The organism is Pseudomonas fluorescens (assembly GCF_002837185.1).
GTDB lineage: Bacteria > Pseudomonadota > Gammaproteobacteria > Pseudomonadales > Pseudomonadaceae > Aquipseudomonas > Aquipseudomonas fluorescens_AM.
This window is the reverse complement of sequence record NZ_KZ478022.1, coordinates 16,054-36,914: the sequence shown is the minus strand read 5'-3', so window position 1 is coordinate 36,914 and position 20,861 is coordinate 16,054. Positions and strand designations below refer to the sequence as shown.

16 protein-coding genes are annotated in these 20,861 nt (G+C 62.1%); 2 read left to right on the top strand and 14 right to left on the bottom strand.

What is annotated here, in order from left to right; translation table 11 throughout:
* Window positions 1–3 precede the first annotated feature (3 nt).
* The 11 genes from CIB54_RS24025 to inhA form a co-directional block, all read right to left on the bottom strand.
* Window positions 4–1,332, bottom strand: a complete 1,329-nt coding sequence (locus CIB54_RS24025) for a cellulase family glycosylhydrolase (protein WP_101221157.1) — start codon at window positions 1,330–1,332, stop codon at window positions 4–6.
* Entirely contained in the window at window positions 1,322–2,512 is a 1,191-nt protein-coding gene (locus CIB54_RS24020) for a glycosyltransferase (protein WP_101221156.1), read from the bottom strand. The genes CIB54_RS24025 and CIB54_RS24020 overlap by 11 nt, the downstream gene beginning before the upstream one ends.
* The gene (locus CIB54_RS24015) at window positions 2,512–4,503 is read right to left on the bottom strand and encodes a GumC family protein (RefSeq protein ID WP_065952311.1); all 1,992 of its coding nucleotides are present in this window, start codon (window positions 4,501–4,503) and stop codon (window positions 2,512–2,514) included. Before CIB54_RS24015 ends, CIB54_RS24020 begins: the two co-directional genes overlap by 1 nt.
* Window positions 4,504–4,517: 14 nt before the next feature.
* Window positions 4,518–5,294, bottom strand: coding sequence for a polysaccharide biosynthesis/export family protein (locus CIB54_RS24010; protein ID WP_065952310.1), 777 nt, complete (start codon window positions 5,292–5,294; stop codon window positions 4,518–4,520).
* 29 nt (window positions 5,295–5,323) lie between these two features.
* Window positions 5,324–6,235, bottom strand: a complete 912-nt coding sequence (locus CIB54_RS24005) for a glycosyltransferase family 2 protein (RefSeq protein WP_101221155.1) — start codon at window positions 6,233–6,235, stop codon at window positions 5,324–5,326.
* 1 nt (window position 6,236) lies between these two features.
* The gene (locus CIB54_RS24000) at window positions 6,237–7,697 is read right to left on the bottom strand and encodes a mannose-1-phosphate guanylyltransferase/mannose-6-phosphate isomerase (RefSeq protein WP_065952308.1); all 1,461 of its coding nucleotides are present in this window, start codon (window positions 7,695–7,697) and stop codon (window positions 6,237–6,239) included.
* On the bottom strand, window positions 7,697–9,136 hold the full coding sequence (locus CIB54_RS23995; protein ID WP_101221154.1) for an undecaprenyl-phosphate glucose phosphotransferase: 1,440 nt from the start codon (window positions 9,134–9,136) through the stop codon (window positions 7,697–7,699). Before CIB54_RS23995 ends, CIB54_RS24000 begins: the two co-directional genes overlap by 1 nt.
* Window positions 9,137–9,528: 392 nt before the next feature.
* Complete coding sequence (locus CIB54_RS23990) at window positions 9,529–12,012, bottom strand: TonB-dependent siderophore receptor (protein ID WP_101221153.1); 2,484 nt, start codon at window positions 12,010–12,012, stop codon at window positions 9,529–9,531.
* Between the two features lie 102 nt (window positions 12,013–12,114).
* Window positions 12,115–13,065, bottom strand: a complete 951-nt coding sequence (locus tag CIB54_RS23985; RefSeq protein ID WP_065952305.1) for a FecR domain-containing protein — start codon at window positions 13,063–13,065, stop codon at window positions 12,115–12,117.
* Entirely contained in the window at window positions 13,052–13,567 is a 516-nt protein-coding gene (locus CIB54_RS23980) for a sigma-70 family RNA polymerase sigma factor (protein ID WP_065952304.1), read from the bottom strand. Before CIB54_RS23980 ends, CIB54_RS23985 begins: the two co-directional genes overlap by 14 nt.
* A gap of 608 nt (window positions 13,568–14,175) precedes the next feature.
* Window positions 14,176–14,856: an isonitrile hydratase gene (gene inhA, locus CIB54_RS23970; RefSeq protein WP_101221152.1), complete on the bottom strand. Its 681-nt coding sequence runs from the start codon at window positions 14,854–14,856 to the stop codon at window positions 14,176–14,178.
* An 87-nt stretch (window positions 14,857–14,943) separates the two neighbouring features.
* Between inhA and CIB54_RS23965 the strand changes: the two genes are divergently transcribed.
* Window positions 14,944–15,909, top strand: coding sequence for a GlxA family transcriptional regulator (locus tag CIB54_RS23965; protein WP_101221151.1), 966 nt, complete (start codon window positions 14,944–14,946; stop codon window positions 15,907–15,909).
* On the opposite strand, the gene CIB54_RS23960 is transcribed toward CIB54_RS23965, so the two are convergent.
* Genes CIB54_RS23960 through CIB54_RS23950 form a run of 3 tightly spaced genes read right to left on the bottom strand, consistent with a single transcriptional unit; the run spans window position 15,898 to window position 19,445 of the window.
* Window positions 15,898–16,800, bottom strand: a complete 903-nt coding sequence (locus CIB54_RS23960; protein WP_101221150.1) for an alpha/beta fold hydrolase — start codon at window positions 16,798–16,800, stop codon at window positions 15,898–15,900. The genes CIB54_RS23965 and CIB54_RS23960 overlap by 12 nt on opposite strands.
* A 25-nt stretch (window positions 16,801–16,825) precedes the next feature.
* Entirely contained in the window at window positions 16,826–18,652 is a 1,827-nt protein-coding gene (locus CIB54_RS23955) for a glycoside hydrolase family 15 protein (protein ID WP_101221149.1), read from the bottom strand.
* Complete coding sequence (locus CIB54_RS23950) at window positions 18,645–19,445, bottom strand: glucose 1-dehydrogenase (protein WP_065952298.1); 801 nt, start codon at window positions 19,443–19,445, stop codon at window positions 18,645–18,647. Before CIB54_RS23950 ends, CIB54_RS23955 begins: the two co-directional genes overlap by 8 nt.
* A gap of 418 nt (window positions 19,446–19,863) precedes the next feature.
* Between CIB54_RS23950 and CIB54_RS27770 the strand changes: the two genes are divergently transcribed.
* On the top strand, window positions 19,864–20,661 hold the full coding sequence (locus tag CIB54_RS27770) for a hypothetical protein (protein ID WP_232790606.1): 798 nt from the start codon (window positions 19,864–19,866) through the stop codon (window positions 20,659–20,661).
* Window positions 20,662–20,861: the final 200 nt, after the last annotated feature.

Genomic DNA, 20,861 nt, shown 5'->3' with positions numbered 1-20,861 from the left:
GCTTCAATCCCATAACAGAATTTGCAGGTTCGACTTGACCGGGACAGTCAACCCATTGGTGCCGCTCACCGGTGTCTGCGTGCCGCGCAACGGGTCATACAACGTCGCGCTGGCGAGGTTCGGCAAGTGCGCGTTACCGCCACGGGCCGACCAGAAAAACCACAGCTTGCGCCCGTCGGCGCGGATCCAGCCGATGCTGAACAGGCCGTCGGGCAATTGGTCGGCGGTGGGCGGATCGCCGGGGGTCATTTGCGGGCCACTGACGTCGAGGAAATTTTTCAACGCGGTGTAGACCGGCTTGGGCTTGGCGTCGATATCAAGCAAGCCGTAGGCGCGGTCGCGCACGCTGGCGCGCTGGTCCAGGTCGCTCAGGGTAAACAGGAAAATCTTGTCGAAATCCAGCGCGCTCATCAGCGCCAGGCGGCGTATCACATAATCGGCCTGGCCCTGTTGGGTGATGATGTCCTGGGCTTCCTTGGGCCCGAGGTAGTTCGACCAGCCCCACTCGGTGCTCCACAGGGTTTTCACGCCGCTGTTGCGCAGCTTCTGGTTGAGGGCGGTGGTCTTGGCCACGAAGTCGAGGTTGGCCGGGTCGTTGCCCTCGGGCAGTTGCGTGTAAGGGTGGTAGGACATGACGGTGTTCAGGCTCGGCACGCCTAGGGCATCGAGGGCATCGAGCATGGTCTGGCCGTTGGGCATTTCGCTGAAGAACGCCATGCCGGCGGCCACTACCGGTTTGTTCGGGGCGACAGCGCGCAGTGCGGCGGCGGTGGTGCGCAGCAGCGTGGCATAACCGGCCGGGTCCGCCGCCGGGCGCCAGAAGCCCAGCAGGTTCGGCTCGTTCCACACCTGCCAGGCGTCGACGCTGGGGTAGCGCTGGGCCAACAGCGCCATGCGCAGCGCAAACACATTCGGGTCTCGCGGCGGGTATTGATCCTGGTAGGGCGCGCCCACCGGCGCGGTGGTGATAAAGGGCGCCGAGCCGACCAGGTAAAACACTGACTTGAGCTGGTTGTCTTCAAGCCTGGTCACCAACTGGTCCAGGGTCGCCACCTGGTACTGGTCGGCGACCGGCTCCAATTGGTCCCAATGCAGGTCCAGGCGCACCCATTCCAGGCCCAGCTCCTTGAGGCGGTCGATTTGCAACTGGTAACGCTCGGGGCTGAACCACAGGAACTGCGCGTTGACGCCGAGGAAGTCCTTCCACACCACCACCTTGTTGCCTTTGAGCACATGGCTCTCGGCGTCGGCCTGGCGCCCCCAGATAAAGACGGTCAGCCCCAGGGCGGCGACCAGCGCAAGGGTGGCGAAATAAGTCCGTTTACGTGCCATACGGGGCCCCCGCAATTGCCTGTTCGAAGAGCTGCTTGAAGTGCTGCGCCGTCAGCGGCCATAAGCGTTCGCGGCCGATGGCCCCGGCGCGTTCGGCCCAGTCCCGGGCCAGGGTCGGCGTACGGGCCAGGCGCAACAACTGCTCGCCCAGCGCGGCCACATCGCCTTCGGGATAGATCGCGCCGTTACCGCTGGCGACTTCCTCGGCAAACGCCCGCGCATCGGAGGTAATCGCTCCACGTCCGCACGCGGCGGCCCAGGACAGCGCGCCACTGGTGCCGCGTTGGCGGCCGAGCAGGCCGAGTTTTTTCGATTCGCGATACGGCAGCACCATCACATGGTGGGCCTGGATCGTCTGGGCAATCTCGTCAGCCGGCAGGTTCAGCCGCCAATCGATGACGCCTGCCAGGCCGAGGTCGGCGATCTGGCGGTTCAACTGCTCCAGGTAATTGCCGCCCGCGCCAAACGCCATTTCGGCGGCAGTGCCACCGGCCAGGGTCAGGCGCACACGGTCACGCAATTGGGGGGCTTGCTCGAAGACGGCGGCCAGGGCCTGCAACAGGTCTTCAATGCCTTTGCCACGGTAGATGAAACCGAAATACAACAGGTGCAGCGTATCCAGCGGCGGCAGGGCCACGGCTGCAATCGCCAGGTTGGCGTGATGGATGACCGCCACCTTGCCGGCCGGCAGTTGCATACGCTGGCTGAGGCAATCGGCGCCCAGGCGGGTCAGGGTAATCAACCGCGTCAGGCCCCGCGCGACCTGGCGTTCTTCACGCAGGGTCAGCGGGTCTGCCAGCACCACTGCCGCCTGCGGCAACGGGCTGGGCAGGCGCTCCAGCAGGTTGAGCGGGAAGGGCAGGTGCTCGCGCCGCCACACGATGCGCTCGGGGTCATGCACGGTGGCCGTCAGCGACAGGTCAGGGTAGCCCTTGCGCAACTCGCGCAAGGCCAGGAACTCTCCCAGGCGCCCGCCGCCCAGTTCGGCGTGGACCAGGTCCACGCTGCGCCAGTCGAACGCGGCAACGGCCTGCCTGATCGCCGCGCTCGAGCCTTCCACGCCGCTCAACGGTGTCAGCACCGTCACGCCCAGTTGCTCCAATGCCGTCTTGAAATGGTTCGCATAGTCGGCGATCCCGTTTTTTTCCGGCGGCAAAGGTGCAAGCAGGGCGATGCGCATCAGAACGCCCCCCGGTATTTGGCGATGGTGCGCAGTACCTTGGCCGGCACTTCGAACTTGCGCCGGTTGATGATGATGCCGTCGACTTTGCCGAATGCTGTATTGAGGATCGACAGCGCGTGCTCCACCACCGGCACCGTGCTCTTGCGGGCTTCGACCACCAGCGCGATCAGGTCGGCGCGGCGCAGGTTGACGAAGGCATCGCGGTTGTCCAGCAGCGCTGAGGCGTCCAGCAGCACCACTTCACCTGGCGCCGCCGGATCAACCCCGCCGACTCGCACGGTGATACCGTTTTCCTGAAGCAATAGGCGCAGTTGCTCCACCACGAAGGTCACCCCTTCACCGTGGCGCGCCGAGGTCAGCCCGAGGGTCAGGCCGCGTTCGGCCACCCGGTCCAACTGCAACAGGCCGTACAACCGGTAGATGCTCGCATTGAACGCGTTGGTGCCTTGCGCGGTGCTGGTGTCCAGCTCCGGCAGCGTGGTCCACAACGGCAGGCCGAACTTGCGTTCCACCAGGCCACCATCGTGAATGCGTTGATCAAGCAGGTAGCACAGGTAGACCACCAGCAGGCCGACGACGATGGCGAACGGGATCGCCAAAAACAGCATCAGCAGGGTTTTCGGGAAAATGCGGCCTGGGTTCAGGGTGGCTTCCTCGATCACTGCAATGTTGCTGATCTGGCTGTTATCCAGCTCACGGTCGATGCGCGATTTTTCCAGGTTGTCCACGTACAGCGCGTAGTTACGCTCGGTGGTATTCAGCTCACGGGACAGGCGCGCCAGCTCCGGCTCGATATCCAGGGCTTCCTTGCGTTGCGCTTCGAGGTTGACCAGTTGTTTCTGCTGTTGCACCAGTTGGGTACGCAACGCCAGGTTGTTGCTGGACTCATCGAGCAGCACGCGCTGCAAGTGGATTTCGAGCGTGTTCGGCGCGCGGTTTTCCGAGCTTTGCACGGTGTTGCTTTCATTCGAGACCTGGACCTGCATCGCTCGAATCGACGCGTCCAGGGCTTTGACTGGCGGCGCGTTATCGGTGTAGGTGCGCATCATGTCGGCTTTTTCCAGCAGCTTCTGGTTGAGCAGACGGCGCAAGTCCTGCTGCTGCGGGTTCAGCGCAATCTGGCGAACCGTGGTGACTTCCTTTGGCTGGGTCTTGAGCTGGGTGCGCGTGCTTGCAATGGCGCTGTCGGACGAGGCGATCAAGCGACTGGTGTTGAACGTCTCGCCCCGCAGTACGTTGATGCGTTCGGATAAATCTTCCAGGCGATCGGTAATGCTCGCTGCGCCGATCCGGTTCAGGTGAGTGAGGATCTGCTGCTTGTAGCTCTTGATTTCGGTCGCGCTGTTGGCCGCCTGACCTTCATAGAAGGCATACAGGCTCTTGCGTCCCAGGGCCTCGGTGCGTTCGTTGATGTAGGTCTCGACCCAACTCTTGACCACCGCCTGGGCGATTTGCGGGTCGCCCCATTTGAAGCTGATGTCCATCACCGTGGAGCCCGCCGCGTGGCTGACTTCAAAGTTCTTCTCCAGGCTCGCGGCGAGGCGCTCCACCGGTGTGGTCTTTTCAACGATGCCCACGGTTTCCAGCACCACCCGTACGCCGTCGAACACTGCGCCGATACCGTTTTTGACATAGAACTTGGTGCGCTTCCAGACGCCTTCCGGCGGCGGCATTTTGTCGATGACTTCCAGATAATGCTCGGCTACCGCCCGCACGATCGGGCGCCCGGTGAGCAGGCGTTCTTCATCGACAATCGGGTCGCGCTGAGTGCTCGGCATCACCAGCGCCTGACGGTTGCTGATTTCGATCGGCAGCGTCGAGTCACGCCCCGGCTTGACCAACAGGCGCGCGGTGGATTCGTACTTGGCCGGCAGCAGGAAAGCCCCCAGCAAAATGATCACCAGCGCCGCGATGGCCGCCAGCCTGAACTCCTTGCGAAAGATGAAGAACAGGCGCAGAAGATCGCGAAAAGAACGGATCTCGATCATGGGATGTCGCTCCTTTAGTTACTGCCGCCGCTGGTTCGGGTGTAGTTGTAGCCAACCCCGATCGACTTGGTGAATGGGATCAGTTGGTTCAGGTAGGTATCCACGCCCTGGATGCGCTCGCCCACGTTGGATTTGGGCACGAACACCACGTCACCGCGTTGCAGGGGCACTTGTTTGCGCCCGTTGGGACCGGTCTTGAGGTATTGGCTGAAGTCCAGGAAGTAAGCGCGATAGACGCCCTGGGTATCTTCGCGCAGCAGCGCGACCATGCTCGCATTGCCCGCCGGGTTCACCCCGCCGGCGCCGACAATGGCTTGCTCCAGGGTGTTGGCCGAGGCGATTGCCACCGTGGTCGGGTTGTTCACCGCGCCGCCAACAATGATCGAATTGGCCGGCGCCTGGTTGATGTTCACCGTCACCCGCGGCTCGCGATACACCGGCGCGAGCTTGTTGCTGAGCTCGTCCGCCACTTCCGTCGGCGTGCGCCGGGCGACCTGGATCGGGCCCAGGAACGGGTAGTTGATCTTGCCGTCGCTTTGCACCGTGTACAGCGTCAGCTCGTAGATCGTACTGACGTTGAACGCCGACAGCGTCGGCATTTCCCCGGCGTCGCGCACGATGCGCAACTGATCGCCGACGCGGATGCGTTCCACCGCCGGCGGCAGTTGGGCAAGCTGGTCGAGGGCGCGCTTGCCTTCCTCGACGGTCTTGTCATCAGGCGCGACGATGCGCGCGGGTGTATTGCAGGCGGCCAAGGCCATCATGGCCAGGACGAGCACGGTTCGTTTCATCAAATAGGATTTCCTGTAGGTCATGATGCTCACCTCCAATAACCGGGGAACATGCTGATGCGCCGCTTGAGGGCCAGAGGTAGCCGGCGTTCCTGATGACCCAGCCGATAGCCGAGTAACTTGAACGCGCTGCGCACCAGTACTTCAGGTACGCGGTGCCAGGCACCGGCTGCGCGCAATGCCGCGAATTCAGCCAGTACATAGCGTTTACCTTCACCGCCGGCATCGCCAAAGGCCTGGCGTATCCACGGTTCGCGACCGTAGAACACGCCGATGTCGAAGTAGCGGTGAAACTCGTCCATGAGCCGGTAATCGTGGGAGTGGTACACCTGCGCGGAGGCGGCGTAGCGCACGGTGTAGCCTTCGATCAGCATGCGTGCCGCAACGTAGGCGTCTTCGCTGCCGATGACATCGGCGGGGAAGCCGCCTACGGCGTGCAGGGCGCTGCGCCGATAGACGGAAAACGAATCGGAGCTGAAACAGGTCTTGATCCCCAGTTCCGGCGCATCGGCCAGGCGCTTGCTGCGGCTTTGGGCCGGGTAATTGAAGTGTCGCGACTGCGCCCCCAGCACCCCGGCATCCGGGTGCGGCAACTGGCGCCCGTAGGCCACGCCGTTGAGCGGGTCCTGCTGCAATTCAACGAGCAGGTTGGCAAAGGTTTCCGGGGTGGCCGGAATGGCGTCCTGGGTCATCACGATCAGGGCGTCACCGTTCACCTGTTCACTGGCCCAGCGCCGCGTGCCGCCGTGGTTGAAGTCGCGGGCGTCGATCACCTCGACCCGCGCGCCGTAGTCGCGAAAGCGCGCTACGGTGTCATCGCTGGAGGCGCTGTCGACCACCAGCATCTCGTCCGGCTGCAGGGTCTGCATCTTCAGCGCGGGCAGCAGCCGCGCCAGGTGGCTGGAGGCGTTACGCGTCGGGATGATCAACGAGGTGCGCATGTCACTTCTTCACTTCGGCAGGCGCACGCCCGTAGATGTCATCGAAGCGCACGATATCGTCTTCGCCCAGGTATTCGCCGCTCTGCACTTCGATCATCACCAGATCGATGATGCCCGGGTTGGTCAGGCGGTGTTTGTGTCCGGCCGGTATATAAGTGGATTCGTTGGCGTTGATCAGGAATTCACGTTCGCCATTGGTGATCTGCGCCGCGCCGCTGACCACCACCCAGTGCTCGCTGCGGTGGTGGTGCATTTGCAGCGACAGCGACGCCTGGGGTTTGACCACGATGCGCTTGATCTTGAAGCGGCTGCTTTCCTCCAGCACGGTGTAGGTGCCCCACGGCCGGGTCACGGTGCGGTGCAGGCTGAAGGCCGGATGATTCTGGCGCTTGAGTTCGGCCACGATGTAGCGCACGTCCTGGCTGCGGTTGGCGTCGGCGATCAGCAGGGCGTCGGGGGTGTCGACGATGATCAGGTCACGCACGCCGACCGCACCGAGTACGCGCTTGGGCGAATCGATGTAGCAGTTGTGCACGTCGTGCAGGATCGCTTCGCCATTGACCTGGTTGCCCTGGGCATCGCTGGGGGTGAGCTGGCGCAGGGCTTCCCAGGAACCGATATCGCTCCAGCCGATGTCGCACGGCACCACGGCCACTTGCTGGGACTTTTCCATCAGCGCCACGTCAATGGAGATGTCCGGCGCGCTGGCGAAGGCGTCGCTGTCCAGTTCGCGCTGGCGCGAGGTTTTGTTTTGCAGGTGCTGGCTGTGTTCGAGGGCGGCACGCGCAGCAATCAGAACGTCGGGGGCATGGGTGTTCAGTTCATCCACCAGAGTGCTGGCCTTGAAGCAGAACATGCCGGCGTTCCACAGGTGTTTGCCGCCGTCGAGGTAGGCTTGGGCGGTGGCCAGGTCGGGCTTTTCGACAAAGCGCTTGACCCGGTTGCCCAGGCTCAGCGCTTCGCCTTTTTCGATATAGCCGAAGCCGGTTTCCGGGTGGTCAGGCTGGATGCCGAAGGTCACCAGGTAGCCGGCTTCGGCCAGTTCGCGGGCCTGGGTCACTGCCTCGGCGAAGGCGCTTTCATCGAGCACCAAGTGGTCGGCGGGCATCACCAGCAGTTGCGCGTCACCGCCGAAATGTTCCTGCACATGCAGCGCCGCCACGGCGATGGCCGCTGCGGTGTTGCGTCCGAACGGTTCGAGCAGCAGGTCCAGGGGCAGGTGGGCCTTGTTGACGCCGCGGTAGTCGTCCAGGGTGCGAAACAGCAGGTCGCGGTTGGTCACCGTCAGCACGCTTTCCACACCGGGCAGGCGTGCGGCGCGCTGGAAGGTTTTCTGCAGCAGGCTCTGGCCGTCGCGCATGCGCATGAACGGCTTGGGCATGTTCTGCCGGGACACCGGCCACAAGCGTGTGCCCGAACCACCGGAAATAATGCAGGGAATCAATCCGTTGAGCGTATTCATCAATAGACTTCCTTGGTGGAAAGGACGGCCGGGACCGTCATGAAAACGATGTACAAGTCAAACCACACCGACCATTTGGAGATGTATTCCAGGTCGTACTCGACGCGTTTCTGGATTTTGAACAGGGTATCGGTTTCGCCCCGGTAGCCGTTGATTTGCGCCCAACCGGTGATGCCTGGCTTGACCCGATGCCGCGAGCTGTATTCGCTCACCGCCAGTTCAAAAGGAATGCCTGCAGCCTTGGTTGCGGTGGCGTGGGGGCGTGGGCCGACCATGGACATGTTGCCCAGCAGTACGTTGAACAACTGGGGCAGCTCGTCGATGCTGGTTTTGCGGATGATGCGGCCGACGCGTGTGATACGCGGGTCTTGGCGGGTGGTCTGGCGTTCGGCGGTGAAGTCGCTTTGGTCAGTGAACATCGAACGGAACTTGAACACGCGGATTTCATTGTCGTTGTAGCCGTAGCGGTTCTGGCGAAACAGCACCGGGCCCTTGGAATCGAGCTTGATCGCGATGGCCGTCAACAGCATCACCGGAGACAGCACCACCAGGGCAATGCTGGCCAGCAACAGGTCTTCGCAGCGCTTGATAAAGGGCGCCCAGCCGCGCAGCGGTAGCTGCGAGGTGTTGAACATCAAGATACCGCCCACGTCGGTAATGCGGCTGTGGCCGTAGCGCAGGGCGGCCATGTCCGGCACTAGCATCACGTTCACCGACATCTGTCGCAGGCGATTGACCAGCCCAAGGATACGCTGCTCGGCAGACCACGGCAGGCAGATCATCACTTGGTTGACCTGCTCGGCGCGGATCAGTTTTTCCAGGTCGCGGGTGTTGCCCAGCAGCGGCAGGTTGCTCAGCTCCTTGGGGATGCGTTCGGTGCGGTCGTCGATAAAACCAATCAGGCCGGAGCGGATATCGCCATTGCGTTGCAGGTGGTCGGCGATATGCACGGCGGTGTCGGTGAAGCCCAGAAGCACCGTGCGTTGCAGGTATTTGCCCCGGCGCATCAGGCTGCGGTACAGGCGCAGCATCATCATGCGTTCCAGGCAGAACAGCCCAAGGCTTGCGAAGTACCAGGCCACAAGATTGCGCGGGTTCAACTGCGGGAACACCTGCAGGATCTGGTACATGAACAGCAGGATGCAGAACGCCGACGACCAGGCCACGATTTTGGCGCGCAAGCGCAGGCGGTTGCTGAACAGCTCTTCGGAATAGATGCCCAGGGCCTGGAACAAAATAATCGTCAGGAACGCGAAGAACAGCAACAGACCCAGAAAGCGCGAGCGCATTTCAAGTTCCATCGGGTCGATGAAAAACGCCAGCACCAGCGGCGGCAAAATGGCAGTCAGGCCATGGATCAACTTGACAAAAATGACAAAAAATTCAACGAAACCTGCACGAGTCAAAAACAAACTGACAACTGATGACTTCTCTCGCATACGAACATCCCTCATTGCATACCAGGTTCGCTTTGCGACTGTTCAACTGAGCAGGCGGAGCGCTACAACTGGTTAAAACGCAACCATCATCCAAGTGGAACCATCCAAATGAAGGTAGTTTTGCGGGAAAAAGGTAAAAAAAGATTCCTTATGCGAATTGGCCAATAAATTGACGTCGTGCTGGATTTGGCATTGCTGGGAGGTAGAACAGGCTTTTGCATGTCATATGCTTGACGTTCCTTGTACTGGCACTTGGCACTGGGGGGGGTGATTTTGAGTGTAGGAACAAATGTGAGAATTTTCCTGCCAGCTGTGAAAAGGTTTTTTCGCGTGGCAGGAAAAGGGGACGCGCAGGGGCGATTAAGTGAAGCAATCGCCCCTGGGAAGGGGGGTTAGAACGTGCCTTTCAAACTGACGGTGAAATTGCGCGGTTCGCCATAAAAATTACCCCAGGACGCCGTGCCTACGGTTTGATAATAATTTTTGTCGAAGAGGTTTTTGCCGTTCAGCGCGACGGTCCACGTGTCATCCACACGGTACGCCAGGCGCGCATCCCACAGGGCATAACCGGCTTGCTCCAGCTTGATGCCCTGCAGCCGGTAATTGCTGCTCTGTGCATTGACGCCAGCTCCCACGCTCCATTTGGACAACGCGCCATCAAGCTGGTAGTCGCCCCACATGCGCAGCATGTGCCGGGGCACGTAGGTATTGGACGCGCCACCTTCAAGGCTGCTGTCGATATTCTTCAACGATTTGGTCTGGGTGTAGGTGTAGCCGCCGGACACCTGCAGACGCTCGAGCAATTGGCCGCTGACTTCGGCTTCGATGCCCTGGGCGCGTACTTTGCCGGTGTCGGTATAGCAATAGCCATCGGCGGAGGTCGGGCAAAAACTCAGGAAGTCGGTCTCGGCGCCGTTTTTCTCGATCGCGCGGAACAGCGCCAGCGAGCTGTTGAGGCGCCCGTCGAACCATTCGCCCTTGATGCCCAGCTCGTAGTTGTTGCCGATTTTCGGTTTGAGCGCTGCGCCATCGGCCGTTGCATAGGCACTCTGCGGCTGGAAGATATCGGCGTAGCTGGCGTATACCGACAGGTGCTCATTGAGGTCATAGATCAGCGCGGCAAATGGAGTGACTTCGCCGCTTTCTTTGGTGTGTGCGTCTTGCACGCTCCATTCGCCCCAGCCCAGGTTGTTTGACTGGCGGCGGTTGTCGTACCAGCTTACTCGGCTGCCGACGATAAACATCAACGGCTCGGCCAGACGCAGGCGCAGCGTGGCGTAGGTGCCGTATTGCGTGGCAGTTTCCTTGACCGTGCCGCCGCGGTACATGTTCGGCCAGAAGGTCTCATTGGCCGGTTCCGGGAAATGGTGGTCGGGTTGATAAATGCTTTGGCGCCTGGGCAAGTTCTGGATCGCGTAGATGTCGTCCTGGGTGCCACGGCTGCCGTTGGCGCCGAGGATCAATTCGTGCTCCAGGCCGAACGCTTCGAACTTGCCGTCCACGTAGGCATCGAGGCCGAAGTCCTTGTGGTCGTAATCCATCAAGGCTGCATAGGAATTGGCGGTAGGCAGCGGGTTGCCGTAAGCGATGGTGCCTTCGCTGGCGGCATACTTGGTGTCTTGCAGGTTGCGGCTGTGCACGGCGGCGACTTTGAGTGTCCAGTCGTCGTTGAAGTGATGGGTAAGGTCGGCGAAGAACGTGGCACGCCGGCTTTGCCAGTCGTTCCAGGATTGGCCCAGGCACGTGGAGCGGCTGAGCTTGGCACTCTTGCCGTCGCTGTAGCGCGGCAAGCCACCCCAGCACGGGCTGGCATCGACGTCTTCATAACTGGCGCCCAGGCCCAGAGTGGTGTCGGGGTTGAGATCGATGTCCAGCGCGCCGTAGAACGCGCGATCCTTGCGCTTGGAAATATCCATATAGGAGCCGCGATCCTGCTGGCTGAACGCCGCGCGGCCACGCACGGTGCCGCTGTCATTGAGCGGGCCACCGGTGTCGACATCGGCGCGGTAGTTGTCCCAGGTGCCGGCGGACAGCGACAGGCTGGACGTGGGCCTGGCCTGCGGTCGCTTGCGCACGAAATTCACCGCGCCGCTGGCGGTGCCGGCGCCCTTGAGCATGCCGGCCGCGCCTTTGAGCACTTCCACACGGTCATAAATCGCCATATTGGCGCTGAAACTGTCGGCTTGTACGTAGTCCTTACCCATGTCCAGCGGCACGCCGTCGTACTGGTACTGGCCAAGCATCTTGAAACCACGGGAATAGAAATACTTGCCGCCCATGGGCGATTCATAAGTGGTGATTCCCGGCGTGCGCTCCATCACGTCGTCGATGGTGGTGACGTTCTGGTCGTCCATCAATTGGCGGGTCATCACGCTTACCGACTGCGGCGTTTCGCGCAGGCTGTGTTCGCCTTTGCCAATGGTGACCGCGCCAGTGGTGTAGGCGCCGGTGCCGTCGGTCATCGCCCCCAGGCGTTCACCACTGATCATCGTGGCGCCCAGGTTCAGCGCGCCGGTATCGGCTGTTTGCGGTAGCAGCAGCCAGGTGCTGTTGCCCTGGCGTTGGGCTTGCAGGCCCTGACCCCGCAGCAATTGGCCCAAGGCGTGTTGGGGGTCAAAGCTGCCGTTGAGCCCGCTGCTGTTCTTGCCGGCGACGCTGCTGGCGTCGTAGGACAGGCTGATCCCGGCCTGTCGGGCGAACTGGTCGAGTGCCGAGGCAAGCGGGCCGGGGGCGATCCGCCAATCGCGAACCTGGGTGTCGGCGGCACTCTCGGCCAGCGCCGTCAGGGGCAGGCTGGCACCGCCCAGGCAGGCGCCGAGCAGGGCGGCCCGTACCGCGTGCTTGAGGGATGAACGTTTGGAGGGGAACGCTTGCATGACCGCGGGTGCTCCTGAAAGAAGTGGATAAATCCGGCCTGTTGATCGGCCTTTCCTTACAGGTCGAGCGGCAATGAGAATTCACCTCATTTATTTTTCCGGTTAAGCCCGCGAGGACAGGGTCACCCAATAGCGACTGTGGTAGGTCAGGTTGACCGGCAACGATTGGGCCAGCAATTGGAGCACCTGATCGGTGTCGTCCAGTTGATACGTGCCCGACACCCGCAGCGCGGCCACGGCTTCGCTGCAACGCACCAGGCCGTGGCGGTAGCGGCCCAGTTCGGCCAGGAAGTCATCCAGGCGCATGTTGTGGGCGCTGATGACACCTTCGCTCCAGGCCCAGGGATCGAGACCGTTGACCGGGGCAGGGCGCACGCCGCTGCGGTCGAACAGCACCTGTTCGCCGGGCTTGATCACGTGGCGTGCGTGAGCGGCGTGGCGGTCGGCAAACACCGCCACCGCACCCTGTTGCACCACCAGCAGCGTGCCGTGGGATTCTTCACGCACCAGAAAGCGCGTGCCGAGTGCGCGCAGGTCACCGTCGCGGGTGTGTACCCAGAACGGGCGATTATCGGCGCCGGTATTGATCAACACCTCACCCTGGCGCAGGCTCACCAGGCGCCGCTCGGCATTCAGCGCGACGTCGATAGCACTGGCGCTGTTGAGCTGCAGCTTGCTGCCCTCGTTCAACGCCACCCAGCGCCGCTCACCGGTGGCGGTGCGGTAGTCGGCCATCAGCGCGGGCAGGGGCGTGTAGTCGCGGCCCAGCCAGGTCAAACCGGCGGCACCGGCCAACAGCCCGAGCAGCTTCAAGCCATCACGACGGCTGATGCGCTGGCGCGCGCCATCCAGTGCATGGCGACCGATATGCGCGGGCAATTGGCTGAAATCGTCATTCATCGTCGCCACTCGCTGCCACGCCAGTTGATGCGCGGCGCTGGTGTGCAGCCACTGTTCAAAGGCGGCGGTGGCGGCGTCGTCAGCGCTGTTGAAGCGCAGTTTGATCATCCACTGGATCGCCTGGTCCACCAGGCGCGCATCAACAGTCGGCATAACGCAAGCGATAACAGGCATGCAGCGCCTTGGACAGGTCGCGCTCCACCGTGGCCCTGGACACGCCCAGGCGCACGGCGATCTGCGGGCAGGTCAGGCCGTCCAGTTGCGCCAGCAGGAACGCCTCACGCACCCGCGGTTTGAGTTGATCGAGCAAACGGTCGATGCGCTCCAGGCTGTCGAGGATCAGCAAGCGGGTTTCCTCGCAAGGCACTTCGACCTGTGGGAAATGCGCAAGGCTTTCCAGGTAGGCGCGCTCCAGTTCGCGACGCCGGTATTGGTCGATCATCAGACTGCGCGCAATGCTGCTCAAGTAAGCGCGTGGTTGCTGCAAGGTCTGTTGCCGGCGCGCGTTGAGCAGGCGCACGAAGGTTTCCTGGGCCAGGTCGGCGGCGTGCTCGCGGCAGCCGGTACGCCGGCTCAACCAGCCGCGCAACCAGGCATGGTGGGTTTGGTACAGTTGGCCGATGGCGGCATGGTCCAGAGGGTGATCGCTCGACATGGGCATCCCGGCGCAGCCGTCTTAATTGATAATGTTTCGCATTCTAGTCGTTGAGTGTGGGAATGGGCAATGAGTGCAGTGAGCGTGGCTTGCACCCATCACCGATCGGACGTCGAGCGCAGTCCAAAGGGTGGGAGGGGGCTTGCCCCCGATAGCGGCCTCTGGGCCAACCAGGATGCTGGATTGGACCGAGTACATATCCGTTTCTGCGGTTACGGCTGCTATTGGTTCCGCTTTTACAGCGGGTCACTTTTGGAAAAGAGCCCGGAATGCCGGCCCAGCCAAAAGTAACCAAAAAGGCTCTTGCCCCACCACTCGGCACCTCGCTTAGGCTCGGTGTGCCCGAACGCAGGCTTGAATCCGTGGGCCGCCGCCACGCGCCATCCATGGCGCGGGGCGGCTAACCCGGCGTCCTGCCGGGTTGCCCACGGATTCAAGCCTGTGTTCGGCCAGCGTGGTTTAACGGGGCGCCTAAGATCAAGATCAAGAGCGACTCGCTGCGCATCGTGGTTAGCGTTGGGCGCTACAGAGTTGTGTAGATACTTATGCTTATCAGGGGCGAGCCCTCTCCCACATTTAGATCTGCATGCATCAGTGGGAATTCAGGCTCAACCCAGGCGCGCCGCCGCCCGCGCAACAATCTCCCCACGCACCCTGCGCGATTCTGCCGTGCGCTTGTGGGCTTCCTCCAGCACATGACTGGGCGCCGTATCCGGGCGGCCCGAGTCGAACGGTGGGGCCGGCGCATATTCGATTTGCAATTGCACCAGTTGCGCCGCCGCTTCGCTGTACAACTCCGCCGCCAGAGTCAGTGCAAAGTCGATACCCGCCGTGATCCCACCGCCGGTGAACAGGTTGCCGTCACGCACCACGCGCGCTTGCACCGGGATGGCGCCCAGTGGCGCGAGCAGGTCGTGGTAGGCCCAATGGGTGGTGGCTTTGCGACCGCGCAGCAGACCCGCCGCGCCCAGTACCAGCGAGCCGGTGCACACCGAGGTCATGTAGCGCACGGTTTGCGCCTGGGCCTTGAGGAAGTCCAGGGTGCCGGTGTCTTCCATCAATGCCCCAACGCCCGAGCCGCCGGGTACGCACAGTACGTCGAGTTTCGGGCAGTCGGCGTAGGTCATGGTCGGCGTAAACACCAGGCCGGTGCTGGAGGTGACCGGTGCCAGGTCCTGCCACACCAGGTGCAGCTTCACGTCCGGCAGCGAACCGAGCACGTCATAGGGGCCGGTCAGGTCCAGTTGCTGGATACCGGGAAATAGCAGAAAGCCGATGTGCAAGGTCATGATGAAGCTCCGTCAGGGGTGGACGGCTCCACTCTAGAGGCCTAGGCTTTGGCGAATACGCCATTGAGCCCACAGATCTCGCCAAATATGCCCAGAGTCATTCATGTTCTCGCTTTCGATAATGCCCAGGTACTCGATGTCACCGGGCCTCTGCAGGTATTCGCTTCGGCCAATGACCTGGCCCGCCAGCGCGGTTCGCCTTTGCCCTATGCGGTGAATGTGATCGCTGACCAGGCGAAACCGGTGGTGACTTCTGCGGGCCTTGGGCTGCTGGCCGATCCGCTGCCCGCCGTCGATCAGCCGTGCGACACGCTGGTGATCGCCGGCGGCTGGGGCGTATACGGCGCCGCCGAAGACCCGGCGCTGGTGCACTGGGTGCGGGAAAAGTCGCGGCACACCCGGCGCATGGCCTCGGTCTGTACCGGCGCTTTCCTGCTGGCCGCCAGTGGCCTGCTCGACGGTTGCCGCGTGGCCACTCACTGGACGCGTTGTGAAGAACTGGCGCGCAAGTTTCCTGCGCTGACGGTGGAGTCCAATCCGATTTTTATCCGGCAAGGCGCGCTGTGGACCTCAGCCGGCGTGACCGCCGGTATCGATCTGTGCCTGGCCCTGGTGGAGGAGGATCTGGGGCGTGCCGTAGCCCTGGAAGTGGCGCGGCATCTGGTGGTGTTTCTCAAGCGCCCCGGCGGGCAGTCGCAATTCAGCGTTACTTTATCCCTGCAAAAGAGCGACAGCCGCTTTGCCGAGCTGCACGCCTGGATCGCCGAGAACCTGAGCCTGGACCTGAGTATTTCCACGCTGGCCGCCCAGGCCGGCATGAGCGAGCGCAGCTTCGTGCGCCACTACCGCGCCGAAACCGGCCAGACCCCGGCGCGGGCCGTGGAGCTGATACGTGTCGAGAGTGCGCGCCGGCAATTGGCCGACAGCACCACCTCGATCAAACGCATCGCCGTGCACTGCGGGTTTGGCTGTGAAGAGACCCTGCGGCGCAGTTTCCTGCGGGCCCTGTCGGTGACGCCCCAGGCGTACCGCGAGCGATTTTCACCGCTGTAGCAATTCCAACAGCGCCGCCAGGGTGACCTGCGGCGCTTCCTGGGGAATATTGTGGCCCACGCCGGGCAGCACTTGCCGTCGATAAAAACCGCTGAAATGCTCGATGTCGTCGTCTTCTGCAGGCGGCGGCCCCACGCCGTCATCAGCACCGCACAGCGAAATGCTCGGCACCGAAATCGGGGGTTGCAGCGCCAATGCCTGCTCGATGGACGCCAGCGCCGGGTCGCCCGGTGCGTACAGGAAGCGATGGCGGTAGGAATGGATCACCACCTCGACAAAATCGGGGTTATCGAACGATGGCGCGGTTTGTGCGTACAGGCTCGGCCCGCGCGTCCAGGACGGTGACCACAACGACCACAACAGCTCGCACAGTTCCCGCCGGTTGGCGGTCAGGCCATCCACGCCGCGCTGGGTGTGAAAGTAATACTGGTACCACAGGCGGTGTTCTGTCTCAGGTGCTCGCGGCTTGAGTGACCGGGCGATGTTCTGGATGTTGTAGCCATCGCCGGTCACCAACCCGCGCACCCGTTCCGGCCACAGCGCCGCGACGATACAGGCGGCGCGCCCGCCCCAGTCATAACCGGCCAGGGTGGCGCAGGGGATGGACAGCGCGTCCATGAAGTCCAGCAAGTCCTTGCCCAGCGCTGCCTGCTGACCGGAACGCATGACCTGCTCATTGATAAAACGCGTGGGGCCGTACCCGCGCAGGTAGGGCACCAGCACGCGATAACCTTGCTCGGCCAGGCCCGGCGCGATGTCGTCGTAGCCGCGAGGGTCGTAGGGAAAACCGTGCAGCAGGATCACCGGCTCACCGTCGAGCGGGCCGTGGGTTTCATAGGCGATATCGAGCATGGACGTGCGCACGTAGAGCAGTGGGGCGAGGGTGGTCATGACCGGCTCCTGGGCAGTGTGGATATCATGGTTGCCATACCGTTTTCGCACCACTGAGTTTACGGTCCAGAAACGTCGCCGCACTGATCAGCGCCAAATGGCTCAATGCCTGGGGCGTGTTCCCCAGGTGCCGTGCCTGGCTGTCGAACTCTTCGGCGTACAGCCCCAGCGGGTTGGCGTAGCGCAGCAGTTGCTCGAACTCAAGGTGAGCCTTTTCCACCTGGCCGGCGCGGGCCAGGCATTCGACGTACCAGAACGAACACGCGGCAAACGCGCCTTCAGTGCCTTGTAACCCATCGATCTGGCTGTCGTCGTTGCGATAACGGTAGACCATGCCATCGCGGACCAGGCTTTTCTGGATCGCCTCCAGTGTCGACAACCAGCGTGGATCGGTGGCGGCAACGAAGCGCACCAGCGGCATCAACAGCATCGAGCCGTCGAGGGCGGTACTGCCGATGTGCTGCACGAAATGCCCACGTTCTTCGTTCCAGAAGTTGCTCCAGATATCGGCATAGATCGCTTGGCGGGTCTGGTCCCAACGCGCGAACGGCGCCGGTAACGAGCGCTTGGACGCCAGGCGGATCGCCCGGTCCACGGCCACCCAGCACATCAGGCGCGAGTGCAGGAAGTGATGCTGCTCGCCACGCATTTCCCAGATGCCGACGTCTTGCTGATTCCAGATTTCGCAGACTTGATCGACCACTTCCACGGTGTGCTTCCAGCCTTCGTGGGAGATGGCTTCGCCGTATTTATTGACCAGGTAAACCGCATCCATCAGCTCGCCGTAGATATCCAACTGGACCTGGTCAAACGCTTCATTGCCCACGCGCACCGGCTGGGCGCCGCCATGGCCGCTGAGGTGATCCAGGGTGGTTTCCGACAACTCCTGGCGGCCATCGATGCCGTACAGGATGTTGATTTTGGTCGGTTGGCCGCAACAGTCGCTGACCCGACCCTTGAGCCAGCGCATGTAGGCGTTGGCTTCCTCGACGAAACCCAGGCGCATGAACGCGTAGACGGTAAACGAAGCGTCGCGGATCCAGGTGTAGCGGTAGTCCCAATTGCGCTCGCCGCCGGGTGTCTCGGGCAGGCCGAAGGTGGCGGCGGCGATGATTGCGCCGTGTTTGCGTGAGGTCAGCAACTTCAGCGCGAGGGCCGAGCGGTTGACCATTTCACGCCAGCGTCCGCGGTAGTTCGATTGACCGATCCAACTGCGCCAGAACTTCAAGGTGCGTTCCAGGTAGAGGTCGGGGCAGGCGTTCGTCACGCGGGGATCGTCCTGGCCGCCGAGGACGAATTCAGCGCTCTCGTTCTGGGCCAGGGTGAAGCTGGCCGTCGCGACATGTTTGTCGAGGGTCAACGGGTGGCTGCCCGCCAGCCGTAGTCCGGGCTGACCGTCCGCGCGGAACAACACGCCTCGATCGACGGCCTCGGCGTGGGTCTTGGCGCGGGCGTAGTCATGGCGCACGGCGCAGCGTAGATGGAGCGTCGCCGTGCCGCTGACCACTCGCACGCGGCGGATCAATAAAGGTAGATCATCGACTTCTTCGCTGACGGCCAGCAAATCAGTGATTTCCACCACCGCCGCATCGCTGAGCCAACGGGTTTGCAGCACATTGGTGTCGGGCAGGTAGATCTGCTCGCGGCGTGCATTGGGCAAGTCCGGGGTGAGCTGGAAGGTGCCGGCCTCGGGGCTGTCGAGCAACGCGCAAAAGATCGATGGACTGTCGAATTCCGGCCAGCAGAAAAAATCGATACTACCCCGGTCATTCACCAACGCTGCGCTGCGCATGTCGCCGATGATGCCGTGGGCATCGATGGCACTTTGTGGTTCGTTCTTCAAATCAACCATTGCCACGAAACTCCGGATAAAGGCTCATGCCGCCATCGATGAACAGGGTGCTGCCGACCACGTAATCGGACGCGTCGCTGGCTAGCCACACCACCGCATTCGCCACGTCTTGCACATCGCCGACGCGGCCGTAGGGAATCAACTTGAGCAGCTCCTGTTCTGCGGCGCCTTCAGTGGCCGCACGGTTGATCGCCGTGCGAATCGCCCCCGGCGCAATCCCGTTGATCCGAATGCGCTGCTCGCTGACCTCCTGGGCGAGGGTGCGCATCAGCATCTCCACACCGCCTTTGGACGCTGCGTAATTCACGTGCCCGGCCCAGGGAATCAACTGGTGCACCGAGCTCATATGGATGATCTTGCCGGCGGCGCGGGACACGCCCTCACGCACACCCTGGCGGTTGAAAATTCGCACTGCAGCGCGTGCGCAGAGAAATTGACCGGTGAGGTTGACGCCAATCACCGTGTTCCAGTCCTCGAGGCTCATGTCGACCAGGTTGGCGTCTTTCTGCAGGCCGGAGTTGGCGACGAGAATATCCAGATGGCCGAAGGCATCGAGGGTCTGGGCGAACAGACGTTCGACGTCGGCTTCTTTGGACACGTCCCCAGCGACGGCAATGGCTCGGCCACCGTTGGCATTGATCTGCGCCGCGAGCGTTTCGGCCGGTGCCGCCTGGGAATTGTAGTTAAGCACCACGGCTGCTCCGGCCTCGGCCAGCGCTTTGGCTGCACCCGCGCCGATGCCGGAGCTGGCACCGGTGACCAAGGCCACTTGTTGCTGCAAGGAAATCTGCATCACCCACCCGCTGTTTAATGAGAGTCTTTTGTGCTGACTGATGCGGGGCAATGGAAGTTCAGCATGCTGTTGCGCGGGACGACGGGGAATAACCGATGGAACTGTGATTTCTCACGTACACCAAGGCCCCCTCTGAAGGCGATGTGCCGTTCAAGGGCCGCGACCTGCCGCTCATCCTGCCCAGGGTGAGCGGCGATTGGCGTTGTGCTGTGAATGGGGAAAATTTCGCGGTGTGCCTTTCATCTGTCACGACCTCCTTCCTACCCGCATTCAGAAGTTTTCAACACGTCGAGGAACCCAATGCCATCGCTCTGCCACACAGCAAATGCCTGCTGGTGCATACCTGCGCCACGGTTCATTCATCGCTGGCACAACTGCAGCAGCAAGGCACCGCCCTAAATCAGAACTGGAGCACCACATGTCGGTATCCGCATCCAATCAAGCGTTGCCCTCAGCCATTGACAACCTCTCGCAGCCGCCTGCAGCCGCCCAACCCAGCCCTGCGGCCAAGGGTGCGGGCGCGGCAGGCCCAAGTTTCGAGCAGTCGGCGAGTCAGCCCGGCCCGGTTTTCGACAGCGCAACGCAGTCTTCGAAATCCGGCTTCAATCCAGGCCCACCTCCACGTCCCAACCCCACGCTGCCGGATCCTTATTACGGCAAGCAAAGCAACGAGCTGTTGGCTCAGGGGCTGTTGAATAGCTACAACGCGTTCAAACCCTGGTATGCACCGAACGTCACGCCTGGACATGTCGATAAGCTGGCCGGTCGGCCCCTGACCGGTAACCCGGAGCGGGATGCGAATATCAGGCTGGCCAGGGAGTTGCTCAAGCGCCCAGGCCTGATGCAGGCTCTGGATCGAAATAACGGAACGGGGTCTTTGGACCAGTCCTTGTCCAAAGACGACATCAATAAATTCATTCTTTCGTCCAACCCTCTGAAGCTTCAGGACGACAGACAACTTGCCCAGAATGTCCTGAATAACTTCAGTGCGTTGAAAGGGCCGTGGTGGAGCGCTGACAGAAACGCCATCGATATCAACAAGTTCGCACAGCTCGCTGCGCGCCCGCTTTATGGTCATGCGCCAACCGACAGCATCACCCAACTGTCGAGGGAAATCATGAATCGTTCGGAGCTCAAGGGCTCGATGGACAACGTTTTCGGGTTCCTGCGCGATGGCAAGATCACTCGAGACGACCTGTATCGGCTCCTGCGCTAAGACCTGGCTTCACTGCGTTGTATCGGCTGGTGGATTCCCCAGCCGCGAAATCGCCCGTCGGCGATGCGGGAACCATTTGCAAGTATTTACCACGAACAGAGCATCCATCGGTCTTACCCTTGGATGCCTTCGTCTACTGGAACAGGTAATGGCCTATGAATTCCACATCATTTGAACCTCGCCAGTCTCACTCCCAGTAC